This window comes from Limisphaerales bacterium (assembly GCA_014382585.1).
Lineage (GTDB): Bacteria > Verrucomicrobiota > Verrucomicrobiia > Limisphaerales > UBA1100 > JACNJL01.
In genome coordinates this window covers 44994-62804 of the sequence record JACNJL010000020.1, presented here as the reverse complement: position 1 = coordinate 62804, position 17811 = coordinate 44994, and the positions used below count along the sequence as shown (strand labels likewise).

Annotated in this window: 17 protein-coding genes; 6 read left to right on the top strand and 11 right to left on the bottom strand. The window is 59.6% G+C overall.

Going from position 1 to position 17811, the window contains the following annotated elements; genetic code table 11:
• Positions 1-3 precede the first annotated feature (3 nt).
• Positions 4-696, bottom strand: a complete 693-nt coding sequence (locus H8E27_02035; GenBank protein MBC8324394.1) for a hypothetical protein — start codon at positions 694-696, stop codon at positions 4-6.
• Between the two features lie 10 nt (positions 697-706).
• Positions 707-1561 (bottom strand): hypothetical protein, encoded by an 855-nt coding sequence (locus H8E27_02030; GenBank protein ID MBC8324393.1) that lies wholly within the window; start codon positions 1559-1561, stop codon positions 707-709.
• Between the two features lie 116 nt (positions 1562-1677).
• Between H8E27_02030 and H8E27_02025 the strand changes: the two genes are divergently transcribed.
• Positions 1678-1836, top strand: coding sequence for a hypothetical protein (locus H8E27_02025; GenBank protein MBC8324392.1), 159 nt, complete (start codon positions 1678-1680; stop codon positions 1834-1836).
• A gap of 31 nt (positions 1837-1867) precedes the next feature.
• Positions 1868-3079: a PQQ-dependent sugar dehydrogenase gene (locus H8E27_02020; GenBank protein ID MBC8324391.1), complete on the top strand. Its 1212-nt coding sequence runs from the start codon at positions 1868-1870 to the stop codon at positions 3077-3079.
• Between the two features lie 112 nt (positions 3080-3191).
• On the opposite strand, the gene H8E27_02015 is transcribed toward H8E27_02020, so the two are convergent.
• Both H8E27_02015 and H8E27_02010 read right to left on the bottom strand, forming a co-directional pair.
• Entirely contained in the window at positions 3192-4568 is a 1377-nt protein-coding gene (locus tag H8E27_02015; GenBank protein MBC8324390.1) for a sulfatase, read from the bottom strand.
• Positions 4569-4686: 118 nt separating this feature from the next.
• Complete coding sequence (locus tag H8E27_02010; protein MBC8324389.1) at positions 4687-4914, bottom strand: addiction module protein; 228 nt, start codon at positions 4912-4914, stop codon at positions 4687-4689.
• A gap of 93 nt (positions 4915-5007) precedes the next feature.
• Between H8E27_02010 and H8E27_02005 the strand changes: the two genes are divergently transcribed.
• Positions 5008-6348, top strand: coding sequence for a DUF1501 domain-containing protein (locus H8E27_02005; GenBank protein ID MBC8324388.1), 1341 nt, complete (start codon positions 5008-5010; stop codon positions 6346-6348).
• A 37-nt stretch (positions 6349-6385) separates the two neighbouring features.
• A complete protein-coding gene (locus H8E27_02000) occupies positions 6386-7813 on the top strand; it encodes a DUF1501 domain-containing protein (protein MBC8324387.1) in 1428 nt (475 codons plus the stop codon).
• Positions 7814-7965: 152 nt separating this feature from the next.
• Here the strand turns inward: H8E27_02000 and H8E27_01995 are convergent, their stop codons facing one another.
• Together H8E27_01995 and H8E27_01990 are read right to left on the bottom strand one after the other, a co-directional pair.
• A complete protein-coding gene (locus H8E27_01995) occupies positions 7966-8343 on the bottom strand; it encodes a hypothetical protein (protein MBC8324386.1) in 378 nt (125 codons plus the stop codon).
• A gap of 100 nt (positions 8344-8443) precedes the next feature.
• A complete protein-coding gene (locus H8E27_01990; GenBank protein ID MBC8324385.1) occupies positions 8444-8800 on the bottom strand; it encodes a hypothetical protein in 357 nt (118 codons plus the stop codon).
• A 54-nt stretch (positions 8801-8854) separates the two neighbouring features.
• Between H8E27_01990 and H8E27_01985 the strand changes: the two genes are divergently transcribed.
• Positions 8855-9343 carry a hypothetical protein gene (locus H8E27_01985; GenBank protein ID MBC8324384.1) on the top strand — a complete coding sequence of 163 codons (489 nt, stop codon included), beginning with the start codon at positions 8855-8857 and terminating at the stop codon, positions 9341-9343.
• Here H8E27_01985 and H8E27_01980 read toward each other — a convergent pair.
• The 3 genes from H8E27_01980 to H8E27_01970 all read right to left on the bottom strand — a co-directional run bounded on the left by H8E27_01980 (position 9336) and on the right by H8E27_01970 (position 14276).
• Positions 9336-10457, bottom strand: coding sequence for an aminotransferase class V-fold PLP-dependent enzyme (locus H8E27_01980; protein MBC8324383.1), 1122 nt, complete (start codon positions 10455-10457; stop codon positions 9336-9338). The two genes, H8E27_01985 and H8E27_01980, sit on opposite strands and share 8 nt — an antisense overlap.
• Before the next feature lie 19 nt (positions 10458-10476).
• A complete protein-coding gene (locus tag H8E27_01975) occupies positions 10477-12915 on the bottom strand; it encodes a VCBS repeat-containing protein (protein ID MBC8324382.1) in 2439 nt (812 codons plus the stop codon).
• 173 nt (positions 12916-13088) lie between these two features.
• The gene (locus H8E27_01970; protein ID MBC8324381.1) at positions 13089-14276 is read right to left on the bottom strand and encodes a M20 family metallopeptidase; all 1188 of its coding nucleotides are present in this window, start codon (positions 14274-14276) and stop codon (positions 13089-13091) included.
• Between the two features lie 45 nt (positions 14277-14321).
• On the opposite strand from H8E27_01970, the gene H8E27_01965 reads away from it, so the two are divergent.
• Complete coding sequence (locus H8E27_01965; GenBank protein MBC8324380.1) at positions 14322-15434, top strand: Gfo/Idh/MocA family oxidoreductase; 1113 nt, start codon at positions 14322-14324, stop codon at positions 15432-15434.
• A gap of 152 nt (positions 15435-15586) precedes the next feature.
• On the opposite strand, the gene H8E27_01960 is transcribed toward H8E27_01965, so the two are convergent.
• Both H8E27_01960 and H8E27_01955 read right to left on the bottom strand, forming a co-directional pair.
• Positions 15587-16219 (bottom strand): class II aldolase/adducin family protein, encoded by a 633-nt coding sequence (locus tag H8E27_01960; protein MBC8324379.1) that lies wholly within the window; start codon positions 16217-16219, stop codon positions 15587-15589.
• Positions 16216-17256 carry a beta-propeller fold lactonase family protein gene (locus tag H8E27_01955; GenBank protein MBC8324378.1) on the bottom strand — a complete coding sequence of 347 codons (1041 nt, stop codon included), beginning with the start codon at positions 17254-17256 and terminating at the stop codon, positions 16216-16218. Before H8E27_01955 ends, H8E27_01960 begins: the two co-directional genes overlap by 4 nt.
• Positions 17257-17811 lie beyond the last annotated feature (555 nt).

Genomic DNA, 17811 nt, shown 5'->3' with positions numbered 1-17811 from the left:
CGGTCACGGGGCGGTTTGAGCTGGCTCGGTGGTTTGAGCTTCGGGCTCCGTGGGCTCCACTGGAAGGGGCGGCCACGCCTCGCCTTCCACCGGCAAGCCGTGCTCCAGCAGCGCGGCGACTTCGATTTGCACCTGCTCGAGTTCCTCCATCTTCAAAGCCGGATCGGGGATGGTAAATAGATCACCGGATTTTGGCTGCTCATAAACAAACACGCGCCCGTCTTCCTCGTGCAGTTGTTCTTTTACCTTGAGAATTCGTTTGCGCTCGAGCATCACTGCGAGGATGTAACTGGCCTCGCGCCAGCGCGCGTCGCCGGTTTCCAGCAACTTGCGCAGTAAACTTTCTGCGGTGTCCTTTTGGATCGCTTCGGGCGGGGCTTCCGGTGGTGCTTCGTATGTGCCCTGCCAGTGTGAAATAAACCCCTTGCGTTCCGCCGCGCCTTCGCCTTGTTGCTCCCAACACGCGTGGCAAATATCGCGTCGCAGATACTCGTGGTTTTCATGGGCTAAAACCGTGTGGTAGCCCGCGCCATCCTCAAACGCTTGCTCGCAAATATGGCATTGATGCCCGCGTGATTGAATATTCCAGTCGCTCAAAATAATTCCCTGCGCGGCCAATGAACCATTGTGAAGGCACGCAAGCAACGCCGACTTGTTCGCAGTGTTGTTGTGCTGCCGGCAAGATGCCAGCAGCACGAGCGTGCGATTATTTCCCCTTCGCTATTTTGATTTCCACCCAGCGATCCTCGTACTTCGGCTTATTGGTTTTGCCGTCGCGCGTGGTGAGCGTGGCGCTTTCGGGGAGGAGGTACACAATGTTTTCATCAATCACACAACGCAGCGGAGAATCGAGGGCGTTGAGTACTTCGGTGATCATATTGAGGGAGGATCGGTTTTCCAATCCTTTGGCCCAGTGACGAATTCGTACATTATCCGGACTCAATCGTGCGGGCTGCCGTGCATTGGCATGGCGTGGATTGATTGTTGGAATACCACCCTTGGGGAAATTCGGATTTGGCCTGGGATTGCCGCCGATCAAAAGCGGGAGGCCCGTGGCGGGATTCAGCAGTGGGAGCCCCGTGACGGGGTCGACTTGGAAACGGAGTGTGCCAGATCTCAACGGAAGTCCGGTGATGGGATCGATGTTCGCCAGCTCCTCGCCCAATTCCTGCCTGGGCGGTACCAGTTGTAATCTGGCTTCTTTTGCATTGACCGCCGGATTAGCCGCCGGATCGCGGAACACGATCGGCACCAGATTCTCGCCCATAAGTTTTAGGTTTGTTGCATTCATGACTTGAATCACTTCGGCAACGGTAAAACTGCTGAAATTATTAATCTGTTTGTGAATCGCCTCGTCGAGCTTTCGTTCAGTGGCTTTGCCGGCGAGGGTGGTTTCGCGGCGGTTGGTGAGGGTGCGCTCAAGACGCCAGGTTTGGCCGGTGGTGGTATCGAGCTTCACATTCATCAACGTGCCGTCGTTTTGAATGAAACTGCGAAACTGAAACCGCGGCTCGGCGGCTTGCAATGCTACGGTCATCAACAGGAATGAGAGCGTTTTCATTCCGACTAAAATAACCACAAGCACGTCCGGGCGCAAATGGAAAATGGCGATGTTAAAATAGATCAAAACTAATCATTGAGACACCATTTGTCCTACCAGTTCGTTATCCTGTTTGCATGATGAAGAACGCGATGTTGTTTCCTTTGGTGCCCGCCGGACTGGTTTTGGTGGGCGGAGCGTTGTTGTTGGCCGGGCCATGGCCGGTGGGATTGCCGTTGTTGGTGGCCGGCACAGGCGAATTAATTGGGGCGCTTTGGAGTGTGAAGTGGGATTGACAACCGCGCCACTTCAGCCAGAATCGCCGCGATGAAATCCCTTGCTTCCATCACTCGACTGGTGTCGGCGCTATTTGCGCTGGCGGTTTTGGGCAATGTTTCCGCGGAGATCCCCGCGCTGAAACTGGTGAATGCCTATCCCAACCTGAAATTCAAGCGGCCGCTCTGGCTGGAGCAGCTGCCCGACGGGCGGACGTTCCTACTCGAGCAACGCGGTAAGGTGCTGGTGCTGCCGAAGCATGCCAACGGCAAACAGACGACGACGTTTTTCGACATCGAAAAGCGCAAGCCGTACGTGAAGGATGAGGAGGGGCTGCTCGGCATGGCGTTCCATCCGCAGTTCGCGAAGAACGGCAAGGTGTACATGTTTTATTCGGCGCACGAACCGCTGCGCAGCATCGTGAGCGAATTCAAAGTCGGCAAAGACGGCACGGTGGATCTCGGCACCGAACGCAAGTTGCTGACGATTGAACGGCCGTTTTGGAATCACGACGGCGGTTGCATCCTCTTCGGGCCGGACGGCAAGCTCTACATCACCCACGGCGACGGCGGCAGTCGCGAGGATCCGAACGACAATGGCCAAAACTTAGCCACGCTGCGCGGCACCATCCTGCGCATTGACGTGGACGCGCCGACCCGCGCGCGGCCTTACGGCATCCCGAAGGACAACCCCTTTGTAAATCGCAAAGGCGCCCGCGGCGAGATTTGGGCGTACGGCCTGCGCAATGTGTGGCGCATGAGTTTCGACAGCGCGACCGGCGATTTTTGGGCGGCGGATGTCGGCCAGGATTATTGGGAGGAAGTAAACCTCATCGTGAAGGGCGGCAACTACGGCTGGCGAACGCGCGAGGGTTTCCACGAGAGCCCCAGCAAAAAGGGCGGCCTCTTGACCACCAAGCACAAGAATCCCGAGAAGCTCTTGGACCCGGTAATTGAATATCCGCACACGCCGGGATTGGCGAAAAAATCGAAGTTTGATCAACACAGCCACGGCCTCAGCATCACCGGCGGCTACGTGTACCGCGGCAAAAAGATCCCCGCGCTGCGTGGTGCCTATGTGTACGGCGATTATCGCACCGGCACGGTTTGGGCGTTCAAGCAAACCGGCGGCAAGGTGACCGAGTACAAGGCGGTGGTGAAGCCCAACGCCCTGCGCCTCATCGCCAGCTTCGGCGAGGACAACGCCGGCGAGCAATATCTCCTCAGCCTCGGCGGCACCGTCTACCGCTTGGAAGCGGAGTAAATTATCGGCGTTGCCGGGAGGGACGGGTTCCACCCCGTCCCTTTTTTTGTGTGGTGAAAACTCACGCGGAGCCGCAGCGCCGCGGAGGAAAAGCGGGACTGGCTGCCATCACCTACCTGATGCGGGCGGTTGGCTTCTTTGCGCGTCCCACGGGGCGGACGTGTCTGCCCTTTTGCTTGCCGCTGCCCAATTCGACCGTTGCGGCGGCGGCGGCAGTTTGGAGGTGCTTGATGATGTTGGGGTGCTGCGCGGCTACGTTGTGTTTTTCGGCCAAGTCAGTTCTCAAATCGTAGAGGCGGGGTTGTTCGCCGAGCACGAGTTTCCAGCGGGCATCGCGGACGGCTTGGAGATTATTGGTGCGGTAGTAGTAAAAAAACGGGTGCGGCGATTTCGCATTGCGCGGGCTCCAGAGGGGCCAGATGTTTTGGCCGTCGCGTTTGCGTTCCGGCAGTTGCGCGCCGGCGAGCTTGGCGAAGGTGGGGTGGAGATCCATGAGCGAGCACAGTTCGTCGCTGATGCTGCCGGCGGGAATGAAGCCGGGCCAGCGGACAATGGCCGGCACGCGCATGCCGCCTTCTGCGGTGGTGTAGCCCCAGCCACCCAGCGGGCCGTTGCTGCCTTGGGGCGGGTTGCGGCGCGGGGCACCGTTGTCGCTGGTCCAAATGATGAGCGTGCGCTCGTCGATTTTGTGTTTTTTCAGCGCGGCAAAAATCTGGCCGGCGGCCCAGTCCAGTTCCTCCACCGCATCGCCCCACGCGCCGTTCTTGGATTTGCCGCGAAATGCCTCGCTGGCAAACGGCTGGCGCGAGCTGCCGGGCATGTTGTGGGGTAGGTACAGGAAGAAGGGATTATTTTTGTTGGCGGCGATGAACTTGAGCGCGGCGGCGGTTTCACGCTGGGTCATGAGGTTGCGATTGGCCGGAGCCTCGATGACCTTGTCGTTTTCCATCCACGGCAAGGGCGGCCATTGGTTGCCGCGGAGGCGCTCGCCGATGCGCTGGCCGGTGGCGTGCGTCATGTCATCGCTGTACGGCAGGCCGAGGTAATAATCAAAGCCCTGCCGCGTGGGCAGAAATTTTTGTTGGTCGCCGAGATGCCACTTGCCAATGCACGCGGTGGCGTAGCCGGCCTTTTTCAAGACCTCGGCGATGGTAATTTCATTCGGGTGCAATCCATTCGGCGACACCGGCCGCAGCACGTGGCCATCCTCCGCCGTCCAGCCCAGCCCCACGCGGCGCGGATAGCTGCCGGTCATCAACGCCGCCCGGCTCGGCGTGCACACTCCGCTGGCACTGTAAAAACTCGTGAGCTTGCGACCCTCCCGCGCCATGCGATCGAGATTGGGCGTGCGGTGCAGCTTGCTGCCGAAAGGGCCGATGTCGCCATAGCCGAGGTTGTCGGCCATGATGAGAATGAAATTCGGCTGGGCGGGTGGGACTTTGGCGTGGACGTTGAGAGCCAGCAGGAGGATGAGTAGTGGGCGAATCATTTTGGTTCCTTCCAGTAATCAGGGTCGCAGTGGAGATGCATCACCGCGAGAATGAAAATTTGGTCGTGCTCGATGGCTTCGAGGAAATCAACTTCCGCTTCCTCGTGGAACGTGAAGTTCATTTTTCAAACCGCGCGCGAACCTTGGCGAACACTTCGTCGCCGGGGACGGCCTTGGTTTGGCCGGAGCGGAGTTCGACGAGGCGGCGCTGGGCGGTGGCGGCCCATTGGGCGTCGATGGCAGGATCGGGCTTGTGGAGGGTTTGCAGGAGCGAATCGACGACTAGGGAGCGTTCGGCTGGGGGAAGGGCTTCGGCTTCCTGTATGATTTCCGCAGCTTTCGTCATGTGGGCAGTTTGACATAGTTGATTGGATTCGGCAATCCGTGGTTTCCAAATTGAATTGGGTGGCGTGGGAGATTCGTCTAAATTTGCGACGCGATGAGTGAGCGACTGGACATAGCTTCGATGACGCGGCGCGATTGGATTGCGGGGGGCGGCGCGTTGGCGGGGGCGATGATGTGGCCGGGGTTGCTGGAGGCGCGGGCGAAGGCCAAGGCGCCGGCGAAACAGGTCATCGTGATTTTTCTGCAGGGCGGGTTGTCGCATTACGAAAGTTTCGATCCCAAACCGGAGGCGCCCACGGCGTACAAGAGCACGTTTGGCGACATCCGCACGAGCGTGCCGGGCGTGCGGTTTGCGGAACATCTGCCGATGCTGGCCAAGCGAATGCATAAATTTAATTTGATGCGCGGGGCGTTTGTCGGGTCGCCCAGTCACGAGACGGCCATTCACATGACGCTCACGGGCTGGACGCTCAAGGGTGCGAACACGACGACGAAGGACGTGAACCGCGTGCACCCGGGCATGGGCGCGGTGGTGGCCAAGGAATGCGGAGGGCGCGCGCCGGGCTTGCCGGGTTACGTGACCGTGCCACAGAGCGGGCAGCTTGGAGTGCGCGTGCATTACGGCACGTCGGGGCAATTGGGCAAGGCGTTTGAGCCGATGGATTCGGGCATGCCCTCGGGCAGTCTGGCGAAGCCCTTTGCCGGGCCGAAGAATTTGACGCTGGACGAGAGCCTTTCGACGCGGCGGCTGGCGGATCGGCTGGCGTTGTTGCGCGGGGTGGATCATTTGGCGGGCGTGGCCGACGGGCTCGATGCCTACAGCCAACGCGCGGCGGAGATGCTGGCGGGCGGCACGGCGGGCGGGGCGTTTGATCTCAGCCGCGAACCGCTCAAGGTGCGCGAGCGTTACGGCGCGCACACGTGGGGGCAGCAGGCATTGCTCGCGCGGCGGCTGGCCGAGGCGGGGGTGCCGTACACGCTGGTGAATTTTAATCTCAACCAATCGACCGGCCAGGATTGGGACAATCATCGGCGCATTTTTGACGTGATGAAAAACAAGCTGCTGCCGCCGACCGACCGCGCCATCAGCGCGCTGCTCGATGACCTCGACGAGCGCGGTTTGCTGGACAGCACGTTGGTGGCGGTGTACGGCGAGTTTGGGCGCACGCCGAAAATCAACAAGGACGGCGGGCGCGACCACTGGAACCAGGTGTGCTCGGTGATGCTCGCCGGCGGCGGGCTCAAGCGCGGCGTGGTGGTCGGCTCCAGCACCAAGGCGGGCGACGTGCCCAAGGATCGCCCCACGCCGTTCAACGACATTCTCGCGACGATGTACCACCAGCTCGGTGTCGCGCCGGACCAAATTTTCCACGACCTCCTCGGCCGCCCCTTCCCGTACCTGCCCAGCGGGCGGGTGATTGGAGAGTTGATTTGAATTGACCACACATGAAAAAAGTCGTAAGTTTAACCCAATGAGTGACGGAACTGCATTTTGCCCGGGCCCGGTTTCGCGGCGGTCTTTTTTGGAAGTCGGTGGGACGGCGTGTGGGCTGGGTCTGTCGGGTTTGCTGGAGGCGCAGGCGAAGAATGCAGCGCCGGGTGTGTCCGGCAAGGATACTTCCGTGATTTTCGTTTGGCTTCCGGGCGGGCCGCCGCACATGGAGATGTACGACATGAAGCCGGAGGCGCCGAGCGAGTATCGGGGCGAGTTCATGCCGATCAAAACCAACGTGCCCGGCATGGAGGTGTGCGAGCTGTTTCCGCGGCATGCGAAAATCGCGGACAAGTACAACATCATCCGCTCGATCCATCACGGGTTTGCCGATCATGGTGGCGGTCACAAACGTTTTCTCACCGGCCGCAAGCCGGCCACGCCCACGGGCACACTGAATAACACGCCGTGCGTTGGGTCGATGGCGTCAGCGGTGCTTGACGATAAGCGGGACACGAAGGGGTTGCCGAATTACGTGGTGATGGGCAACGGACGCGTGAACAGCGTGGACACGTTTGCCTTCGGTAGTGCCTACCTCGGGAACCACACGCACCCCTACCGCATCTCCGCCGACCCGAGTCTACCGAATTTCAAGGTGGATGATGTGTCGCTGGACCGCGCGATGACCGATCGCTTGGGCGACCGCAACACGCTGTTGAAGGGCTTTGATAATTTTCGACGCGACGTGGACACCAGCGGTTTGCTGGGCACCATGGATGTCTTCAATCGCAAAGCGATGGAGATGATGACCAGCCCAGCCGTGCGCGAGGCGTTTGACATCACGCAGGAAAAGGACGCCGTGCGCGAACGATTCGCCATGCATCCGTGGGGCCAACAGGCGATTCTCGCCCGCCGCCTTGTGGAGCGCGGGGTGCCGTGGGTGACGGTGGTGATGGAGAACCCCTACGGCGTCGGCGGCATACCGTGGCTCAAGGAAGGCGTGTACAACTGGGACAGCCACGCGGTGAACTGTCATATTTTCAAAGACGCCAAGGTGCGTTTCCCGCTGTATGACCAGGTGATCACGGCGATGATCGAGGATTTGTACGCGCGCGGCTTAGACAAGCGCGTGTTGCTGGTGGTGACCGGCGAATTCGGCCGCACCCCGCGCCTCAATGTGCGGCCCGGCTCACGCACCAAGGTGGATCAACCTGGCCGCGATCACTGGCCGCGGGCCATGAGCATGTTGATATCCGGCGGCGGCATGCGGACCGGCCAGATCATTGGTGCCACTAATTCAAAGGGCGAAGAGCCCATTGAACGCGCCATGACCCCGAATGATCTTTGGGCGACGGTGTATCAGCATCTCGGCGTGGATTATACCCACGAATTCCCCGACCACGCCGGCCGGCCCATGCCGATGCTCCCCTTCGGTGAGCCGATTTCCGAACTGGCGCCGGTGACCTGATTTCTCAATCCCGTTCATCCCGTCCCGGAATGGCCTGATGCCAGACGAGCGATTCCTCCGGACGAGCGATTCCTCCGGATAGAATCAAGGCACAAAAAAACGGCCGTTTAAGCCGTGGCGTGGTTGGGGGCAGTCCGTTAAAGGCAGTCCGTTTAAGCGAGGGCGGCGAGAGCGGGGTCTTCCAATAAGTTGGCGTTGGCTTCCATTGCGAAATTGAATGCGTTTTGGAGGTCGTTAATTTTTCCCACGGCCTCGAAGGGATCGTTGCCGACGCGGCTGAGATCTTCGGCGATTCCGTCGGCCACGGGCTTCATTGGATCATTCGCGGGCACTTCCTCGGCGGCAACCCGCGCGGCCATTGAAAACTGTTGAACAGCCCGCGAGGAGGTAAGATCGGTGCTTCGGACGGCTTCGGACTGCCGTTCTTGTGCCGGAATAGGTGCAACGGTGCGCGCCCGCACTTGCTGGGCCTGAATGGCCTGCAGTGCGACACCTTGCGGTGAACCTATGTTATCGACGTTGGGAGACACTTGCTTTGTTTACGGTTGGGTCAGTTGCGTCCTTGGTTTCTTTTACCTACCACAGGGAGGGCAAGCGCGCAAGCGATTTTTTAAAAAAATAACCGAAAAACTAGCAATTGTACGTGTTCGGATGATTTAATACGTGTTCGGATGAGTTCGTTTTTGGTACTTCACACCCTTTCACGAGCAACATCCAAAGTACCGGAATCAGCACAAGAATCACTATAAATATCAATATTGAATTGCGTATGGAGGTCAATAAATCGTTGGTGCGATCAAGTCGATGGACAACCTTTTCATGATATTGTGGGTCATCGATTTCCACCGGTTCATTTTCCTCTTCCATCACTTGGATTGTATCATCGCGCCCCAGCACGAGGTACGCAATCACCACCAGCAACACCACTGCCAGCGTGATGATAAAAATAAGATCGTCATTTCCTTTTGCCAGCCAGAGCAGTTCCATCGGCGGACTATATTGGATTGGCGGGCCGCGCGCAAAAGTAAATAATCCGCGCCTATGGATCCGATCGAACCGCCTGCCTTGCATTACATCAAAGCCGCCTTCGGCTGGATTGAGCTCGGCAATGTTGACGAGGCCATGGCCGAACTGGCGCGCATTCCCATAGAGCAGCGATCCGCACCCGCCGTGCAAGCCGCGCGCTTGGACTGCCTCATCGCCGCCAAGCAATGGGACGCAGCCTCACAACTTGCGGGTGCGTTATGCGAGCAGCACCCGGAAGAATCCGGCTTGTGGTTGCATTGGGCCTATGCTGCGCGTCGATGCACCGGCGGCACGATTGAGCAGGCATTTGAAGTGTTGGCTCCGTGTGTGAAGCATTTTCCTGATGAATGGCTCATTGCCTACAATGTGGCCTGTTACCTTTGCCAAATGAATCGCCTGCCCGAGGCGCGCGGCATGCTCGAAGCTGCTGCCGCCGTGGGAGGTGATCGCGTGGAGGCGTTGGCCAAAGAGGATGAAGACCTCGCGCCGTTGAGAACTAAATAGCCGTTCCCAAAACATCGAGAAATTGCTCAACATCCGCAGTCGTGTTGTAGCCATGCAATGCCATGCGCATTCTTCCTGCCTGATTCATCACGTGCACCTCCGCAGCCTCGAGGGCTTGGTGGATGGCATCGGATCGGGCATGCCGAAATGCAAGGATGCCGCTGAAGTTGCCCGTCCGCTGCGCGGCCATCGGCGTGAGGCCCAGCGCGCGGAGGCCCGCTTCCAGTTGCTCAACGAGCGGGTCGGCATGCGCGGCGATGTTCGCCACGTCTACGTTTTCAACGTAGCGAAGTGAGGCGTTCAGCGCATAAATGGCGGCGTAATTTGGCATACCCACCGAGAAACTCGCCGCGCCCTGCTTGGGTACGGCCCGTTCGAAGCGGTCGGCGCCAAAGGCGTTTTCCAAATGAAACCAACCGCCGGCGTGGGTGGTGATTTTATTTCCTTTTTTGGGAATGCCCACGATGCAGCCGCCGTGAATGCCCAGTACCCACTTGTGCGTGCTGGAGATGAGGATGTCAAAGTCGGTGCAATCGAGCTCCACGCGGCCGAGCGCCTGCGTGATGTCAACCGCCACTTTGGCGTGCGGCGCGTGTTCGCGCACAGCGGCGATGAAGGGTGCCCAGTCAAGGCGATGCCCATTAAAAAAGCTGACCAGCGAAACCTGCACCAATCGCGTGCGTTCATTGAGTAACGCCGGCAAATCGTTGGCGTCCAATGCACCATCTCTTGCTTTCCACAATTGAACCTTGGGCGGCGTGGCAGCATTGAGCCACGGCGTGGCACCGGCAGGGAAATCCAAATCGGTGATCACCACTTCATCGTCCGGCCCGAGGTGCAGCGCATTCGCCAGTAAATTATACGCTTCGGAACTACAGGAACAAAATGACACTTCATCGGTTTGCAGCCCCACCATCCGCGCCGCCACCTCGCGGCAGGCTTCGAGGGTGGCATTGTGCGGGCCGCGGCCGCGCATGCCGAGGCCTTTGTCGCGCGCATATTGCGCCAGTGCTTCGGGCACACACACGGGCGGGATGCTTTCAGCGGCGGAGTTTAAATAAGCCATGTTCGCCAACGCGGGGAAATCTGCGAGGCGGCTTTCGGGTGTCAGCATGCGCAAGTTTAAGGGCAGACTATTTCGGGCGCAACTCTTGGAGGCGATCGATGGCCGGATTATCCGAACGCGTAATCGCACCGCCGGGCCAGCGGACTTCGATGCGGTTAATTTTTGAGATCTTGCCCAAACCAAAATGCAGCGTGGCCGGGTGCTGGGTGCGGAAGGAATCGCCGCTGATGATTTGCTGTGTTGCTGCTTCTCCCTCGTAGTGCACGGTGACTTGCGCGCCCATGCATCGCCCGTGCAGACGCACGGCCACCCAATGGCCGGTTGGCTTCGCGGCGTTTCGCAGCACGTGCAGCGTGATGCCCGCGGGCGTTTGTTCCGCCACAATGAGGTCGAGCCGGCCGTCGCCGTCCACGTCCGCGCTCACCGCGCTGCGGCCGTCAAAGTTGTGGCCCAATCCGAGCAGAAAACCCGCTTCCACGAATTGCCCTTGGCCTTCGTTGAGAAAAAATGCGTTGTGTTCGTTGCCGCACCACGATTGGCGCGCGGCTTGGTATTGCTCGTGCAACATCATCAACGCAGGATTTTTTTCCGAACTCCCACTATATATAGTGTGCCGCCAGAATGTGGAATCGTGGTCCGGCTTGCCTTGTTGGGTGCGATGGCCATTGGCGACAAAGAGATCCGCGTCGCCGTCATTATCAAAATCCATCACCGCACAGCCGCTGCTCCAGCCCGTGCGCGCGAGGGCGGGCGGTGTGGCGGGGTTGAGAAACCGCCCGTCATTGAGCAGCAATTTGTTGCCCGCACTCATGCCCGCGCGATGGCGGTTGTGTTTTGGAAACTCGGCGTGCCCCAGCCCCATCGCCTGCAAGCGCTGCGCGGTGGTGCTGCTGCGACCGGCGAGGAACACATCCGTGCGGCCGTCCCCGTTGAAATCCGCCAGCGCGAGCCCTTGGCCGAAGGCGTGGCGATTGGCCGCCAGCGAAGGCGTGGCATCGGAGAACACGCCCTGGCCGTTGTTGTAAAAAATATCGAGCCCCGCATATTCGCTGGCTATCACGAGGTCATTGTCAAAATCCCCGTCCAAATCCAACAACGCCGAGGCCGTGACGCGCCGTCCGCGCTTGGCTGCGAGACCGGCGGGCACGGTGACCTCGCGGAAATTTCCTTTGCCATCGTTCATCAACAAATACGCCGGATGTCCATCGTTGGCGTCCCAATACGGCGTGGGCATTCGGCCGCCTTGATCGCCTTGGCCGGCCGGGCGGTTTTGCGTCACCCACATATCGAGATCCCCATCGCCGTCAATATCACCCGCCGAGCACGCCCACGCGCGGCCCATCGGTGAGGCCCGCACGGCCACGGGAAATGGCGATGCATCGAACTCTCCTTTTGCGTTGCCGGGAATCCACAAGGGCGGTTGCTCGTGCGGTACGGCAAATAAATCTGTGTGGCCGTCCCCATTCAAATCCGCCAACACCGCTGCCGTGCAGCCGATCGGCAAATATTTTGCAAAGCGCGTGCCGAGAAATTTCCCATCCCGCTGGCGGAAAATTCGATTGGCCCCCACCGCAATCATCTCCGGTGTGCCGTCCGCGTCTAAATCCCGCACCAACAACGGCAACGCCTTCGCCCCTGCGTCAATTGTTGCCAATGACTCAAACACCGGCCCGCCCCTGCGCTGGAACACCCGAAGTTTGGTGATGTTCAGCTTGCCCTTTGCCCGTTGCAATTCGCCTTTCACCGTGGCGCGTTCTTTGCCGGGGCGGTGGGCGTTCACGGTAAATTCAGTGGTATCAGAGTTGATCAATCGCCATTGGGTTCCTGCAATGGTCCAGCCACTTTGTTTGAGTGATGCCCAAGTGGTTGCGGGGATCCCTTCGCCGGTGCCGCCGAAAAGAAGTTCTTCAATCCCCCACTCGTGGGGAATGCTGGCCAGCGGTTTGCCAAATTGAAAATTCACTGGCGCTTTCGATAATTCTGCCCATGGGTTGTCGGCATTCAAGATGGCACCAACCATTTCCTTGAATGAATTGAATTGGTTCAATGCCTGCAATTCGCGCGTCCACACCGATGTGTCCAGTCTTTCGCGTTCGGTGGTGAGCGCGTCCACTTCTGTTTGCAGCGTGGGCGAGGGCTCAGTTTTGGTCAGCACACCGTGCTTCCAAGTGCGCGTGTAGAGCAATAATCCATTGGCGCGCCACTCGCGATGGCGGCCGTGTTTGCGGCCGTTGGCATAATGCAATTCTAATTGCGGCTGGCCGTCGGGATGAAAATTGGTGTAGCGGCCATGCCACTGGCCGTCTTTAAAATGGGCCTCAATGGCGCGTGTGCCGCCCGCGCGCCATTCGCGATGGGAGCCATGGGGCCGGCCGTTTTCAAAATATTTTTCAATCGCCGGTTCGCCGTTTGGATGGCTGGAAACCGCGCGCCCGGTGAAGGGTTCGGTGCCGAGGCGCGTATAAATTCGTTGATCGGCACGGCGCTCGAGGGTGTTTAAATGCACCTTGTTAGTCTTGAGCCCAGGCGCAGCTACGGGTTTGGAACGCTTGCGGGAGCAGCTTGAAAATCCAACCGCCAACGCAATCAACAAAACCAAAAACCTCATCCCAAAAGCTGGCAAACCAGCGGCAGTGCCACAAGCCGCCCTTGTTCACACTCCCGATCGCCCTCCCGGGGTTACTGCGGCAACAGCGCGCGGGCTAAATCCACATAAACCGTCGTGCCGGCTTCGAGATCGGTGAGGGCGATGTACTCATCTTTGGTGTGGGCTTGGTCGATATTGCCGGGGCCGAGGATGATGGTGGGGATGCCGACGGCGGCGAGTTTGCTGCCATCGCAGCCGAAGGCCACGGTGTCGGCGGCGGGTTGATCGCGGAGGGCGCAGGCGGTTTGTACGAGGGGATGGTCGGCGGCGGTTTCAAAATTCGGGCTGTCGTGATAGGGCGGATCAAAAATCAATTCGTATCCATCGCGTTCGCCCACTTTTTCGCGAACGAATTTTTCTAATGCGGTGGAAGTGGCGGCGGTGTCCTGTCCCGGCACGGTGCGGATGTCGAATGTGGCGGCGCATTCGTCGGGCACGATGTTCACCGCGGTGCCGCCCTCGATGAGCCCCACCGAGCCGGTGCACGGGCTGAAGCCTTCGCGGGTGAACTGGCTGATTTCCGTATCAAAAAATTCCTGCATTGCTTCCAGCATCGGCGCCATGCCGACGATGGCGTTGCGGCCTTGGGCGGGATCGCTGCTGTGCGCGGCGCGGCCGCGGACGCGGACGACCGTTCGGAGGCAACCTTTGCAGCCGCGCACTACGCGTAATTCGGTGGGCTCGCCCACCACGGCGAAGTCCCACGGGTCGTGGCCTTCAATCAGCTTAACGATGCCCTGAAATTCAGTTTCCTCATCCACCACGCAGCCAACGGTGACCGTGCCGTGCCAATCGTTGCGCGCGCGCAGCTCGAGCAATGCCGCGAGCATGCACGCCAGCGGGCCTTTCATATCCGTGGAGCCGCGCCCCCATAATCGCCCGTCGCGCACTTCGCCGCTGAAGGGATCAATGCTCATGCCGGTTACGCTGACGGTGTCGGTGTGGCCATTGAGCAACAGATGCGGGCCGTCGCCATTTTTTATGGTGAAGGATATGTTGTCGCGCCCGGGCAGTGCCGGTTCGCGAAGGGTTTGCAGATCGTGAGACTGGCCCCATTGCTCCAGCCAATCGACCACGGCACCCTCGCCGGCGCTGGTTTCATCGTGCAGCGGATTCACGCTGGGTAGGCGGACCAGTTCCTGAGCAATTTCAAGTGCGGTCATGGTGTGCTTGCCGGTGAATTCATGCCCGAAGGTAGAAAGCTGAATGGCTAAAGTCAAAGCGCTTTGACTTTCACCGGTTAGCTTTCTAGATTCTCCGCATCCATGAGTGAACAGACCATCAACATCGCGCTCGTCGGCCTCGGGTTTGGGGCGGAATTTATCCCCATTCATCAGGCGCATCCCAATGCCAATCTCATCGCTGTGTGCCGGCGCAATGAGGCGGAGATGAGCAAGGTGGCCGATGCGTTTGGCATCGAGAAACGCTACACCGATTACGATGAATTGCTGAAGGATCCGGAGATTGATGCGGTACACATCAACTCGCCGATTGCCGATCACGCCGCGCAATCGCTCAAAGCCCTCCGCGCGGGGAAGCACGTGATGTGCACCGTGCCGATGGCGACGACGATTGAGGATTGCGAGGCGCTGTGCCAAGCGGTTGATGAAACCGGTTTGAAATATATGATGGCGGAGACGGTGGTTTACAGCCGCGAGTTTTTGTTCATTAAGGAATTGTACGAAAAGGGCGAACTGGGCAAGTTGCAATATCTCGCCGCGAGCCATCCGCAGGATATGGACGGCTGGCCGAGCTATTGGGAGGCAATGATCCCGATGCATTACGCCACGCACGTGGTGAGCCCGTGCCTTGGGATGGTGAACGGTCTCGCGGAATATGTGAGTTGTTTCGGCAGCGGCACGGTGCGCGATGATATCGCGGCCAAGAGCGGCAATAAATTTGCAGTCGAGAGCTGCCACATCAAAATCAAGGACAGCGATGTATCGGCGCACATTTGGCGATGCCTGTACGACGTCGCACGGCAGTACCGCGAGAGCATCGATGTTTATGGCACCAAGAAAAGTTTTGAATGGACGCTTGCCGAAAACGATCCGCACATCCTGCACGTGGCCAAGCGACCCGAGGCGGAGATCCCCGAGCGCGTCGAAATACCCGACTTCGCGCATCGGTTGCCGGAACCCATTCGGAAATTCACACAAACCATCGAAGACGCCGATCACCTATCCTTCGTCCAAGGCGGCGGTCACGGCGGGAGTCATCCGCATATGGTGAACGAATTTCTCACCGCCCTCGTCGAGGATCGCGACCCATGGCCGAATGCCAAAACCGCGGCCAACTGGACCGCCGTCGGCATCTGCGCCCACCAATCCGCCGAACAAGGCGGCGCGCGCGTGGAGCTGCCAGACTTTACGCTTTAATCGTTTAGCTGCGTCTTTGCGTTGGGTTTGTTTTCCAAAGGCTCGGCAGGGCGGTTCTGGTGACTCGTACCCTTTGCCATCTTCTATTCCTAAAGGGGCCGGTTCGCGAATGAGTTTTGCGCCTTTCCGGCTCAGGGCTTAAGGGGTGTTTATTATTTCAACGCCTCGTGAACTTTGAGTGTGCGCTCGAGGGCTTCTTCCAAGGTGCGGCCGAGGACGACGGTGCCGGTGCGGCCTAAGTCCCAGTTGGGCCGGTGGTTTTTTAGGATGACGTAGTCTGACTCGGTGGTGAAGGTTTCGGCGGTGGCTTGGCCGACTTGGAGGGTGCCGCCGCCGATGTCGCGGGTGGATTCCACAATGCCGAGCTCGGGCCAACGCGCGCGGTTGGATTCGGAATATAAAAGTGCATTGGATTCGTGGACGTGGACGATGGCTTGGATGGCGGTGAAGGTTTCAAACAGATGCCAGTGCAGGATGGATTCGGAGGAAGGAAGTTTGGGGCCGTGAAAACGCGCTTCCCCGCCGGCGCAGGTTTCGAGGTGCACGCAATCTTCGGGCGCGAGGTTTTCCTTTGAAGGGAGCTGAGTGGCGGTGATGACAAAGCCCGGCGCGCGGCGCACGCTGACATTGCCGTTGCTGCCGATGAGGTGCGTGCCGGTGTAGCTGGTGTGCAGATCGCGGGCGGCCAGTGTGGCGCAGGCTTCGCGCAGGGCGGTGGTATCCTCCGGCACGGTGCCGGAAAGTTGCACGGGGTTGAACTGAATGAACTCTCCGGCGGCACTCACTTTTTCACTTTGTGAACGGGGATGAATTGAACCCAGCCGGGACCCTGACCAGTGGGGAGTTTTCCAGCGGGGATGAGTTTGCCATTGAGGGGATTGCGGCGGTAGACGTGGAGATCGTGACTGCGTTGGCCGGCGGCGATGAGCCATTTGTTATCGGGGGCGAGGTTGAAAGAACGGGGCACTTCGCCGGTGGGGAATTGGCCGAGGCTTTTAAGTCGGCCGGTCCTGGGGTCAACGGCGAAGGTGGCAATGGAGTTGTGGCCGCGGTTGGAGGCGTAGACGAATTTGCCGTCGGCGGTAATTTCAATGTCGGCGCAGGAATTTTTTGCGCCGTCGAATCCGGCGGGGAGTGTGGAGGCGGTTTGGATGGGGACGAGTTTGCCGGTTTTGGGGGAGCGTTGGTAGGTGGTGACGCTGTCGCCTTTTTCGTCATCAAAATAAATGACGGGGAGTGTGGGATGGAAGGCGAGGTGGCGTGGTTCAAGGCCGGCGGCGGGGTGCACCTTGGGCTGGGGATGCGGGGCGAGTTTGCCGGTGGCGGCATCGAAGGTGAATTGGTAGACGGCGTTGGGGCCGGTGTGGGGGACGTAGGCGTAACGGTTGGCAGGGTCGGTTAGGATCGCATGGGCGCAGCGTTCGGTTTTGATTCGACTGAGCGCGGTTTTTTCCACAGCCCCATTTTGAGCAATGGAATGAGTGCCCACTTCGCCGCCGCTATAGCTGGCCCAGAGGAGGGTGCGGCCGGTGCGGTCGGTGGAAACATAGGCGGCGTTGGCGCCGATGTCGGTGAGGCCAAGGGGTTCAAGAGTTTTTTTGGCGTGATTAATGCGGAAGGCGGCGACGCTGTTTACGTTGCGGACGGCGACGTAGAGGTGGTTGCCATCGGGGCTGAGGCATTGGGCGCCGGGTGAGCCGGGGAGGTTAATTTTGGCGCGTTCGACGAGGGCACCGTTGGCGGGATTGAAATCGTAAAGCCGTAGTTGATTATCTTTTCCGGCGGAAACGGATACGAGCAGAGCGGCGATGAGTGCATTCATAATAATATGGTGTGGGGTGAAGATAGAGTTTTAGGCGCGGGTGGGCAAGCTTGGGCGGGGTGTGGATGCGGTGCGGGCATGGGGAATGTGGTAGACACTTGGAGGTGCGGGTGGTAATAACTCGCGGTTTGCGGCAATAGCTTTCGGGATTTGTAATCCTGATTTATCAACCGAACAACTAACTCATGAGCGAGGGCCAACCGCCACAACCGCCCGCGCCGCCGCCCGGCGGCGCACCTGTCCCGGCACCGCCGCCCGGTGGAGCGCCTGTTCCCGCGCCGCCGCCCGGTGGAGCGCCTGTTCCCGCACCGCCCCCCGGTGGAGCGCCTATTCCCGCACCGCCCCCCGGTGGAGCGCCTATTCCCGCGCCGCCTCCCGGTGGAGCGCCTATTCCCGCGCCGCCTCCCGCAATTGGCGGAGAAGAAACTAAACCTTTAGTTGGTGGCGTTTTATCAGAAACTCCCCCGATGGCACCCGCGCCAGCTCCGGCGGTACCCGCGCCAGCTCCGGCGGTACCCGCGCCAGCTCCGGCGGCACCCGCGCCAGCTCCGGCGG

Coding starts and splice junctions, on each gene's coding strand:
- H8E27_01980 (MBC8324383.1), bottom strand. CDS start 10,457: ATGCTGACACCCGAAAGCCGCCTCGCAGATTTCCCCGCGTTGGCGAAC.
- H8E27_02025 (MBC8324392.1), top strand. CDS start 1,678: ATGATGAAGAACGCGATGTTGTTTCCTTTGGTGCCCGCCGGACTGGTT.
- H8E27_02010 (MBC8324389.1), bottom strand. CDS start 4,914: ATGACGAAAGCTGCGGAAATCATACAGGAAGCCGAAGCCCTTCCCCCA.
- H8E27_02020 (MBC8324391.1), top strand. CDS start 1,868: ATGAAATCCCTTGCTTCCATCACTCGACTGGTGTCGGCGCTATTTGCG.
- H8E27_01955 (MBC8324378.1), bottom strand. CDS start 17,256: ATGAATGCACTCATCGCCGCTCTGCTCGTATCCGTTTCCGCCGGAAAA.
- H8E27_01965 (MBC8324380.1), top strand. CDS start 14,322: ATGAGTGAACAGACCATCAACATCGCGCTCGTCGGCCTCGGGTTTGGG.
- H8E27_02000 (MBC8324387.1), top strand. CDS start 6,386: ATGAGTGACGGAACTGCATTTTGCCCGGGCCCGGTTTCGCGGCGGTCT.
- H8E27_02030 (MBC8324393.1), bottom strand. CDS start 1,561: ATGAAAACGCTCTCATTCCTGTTGATGACCGTAGCATTGCAAGCCGCC.
- H8E27_02005 (MBC8324388.1), top strand. CDS start 5,008: ATGAGTGAGCGACTGGACATAGCTTCGATGACGCGGCGCGATTGGATT.
- H8E27_02015 (MBC8324390.1), bottom strand. CDS start 4,568: ATGATTCGCCCACTACTCATCCTCCTGCTGGCTCTCAACGTCCACGCC.
- H8E27_01990 (MBC8324385.1), bottom strand. CDS start 8,800: ATGGAACTGCTCTGGCTGGCAAAAGGAAATGACGATCTTATTTTTATC.
- H8E27_01985 (MBC8324384.1), top strand. CDS start 8,855: ATGGATCCGATCGAACCGCCTGCCTTGCATTACATCAAAGCCGCCTTC.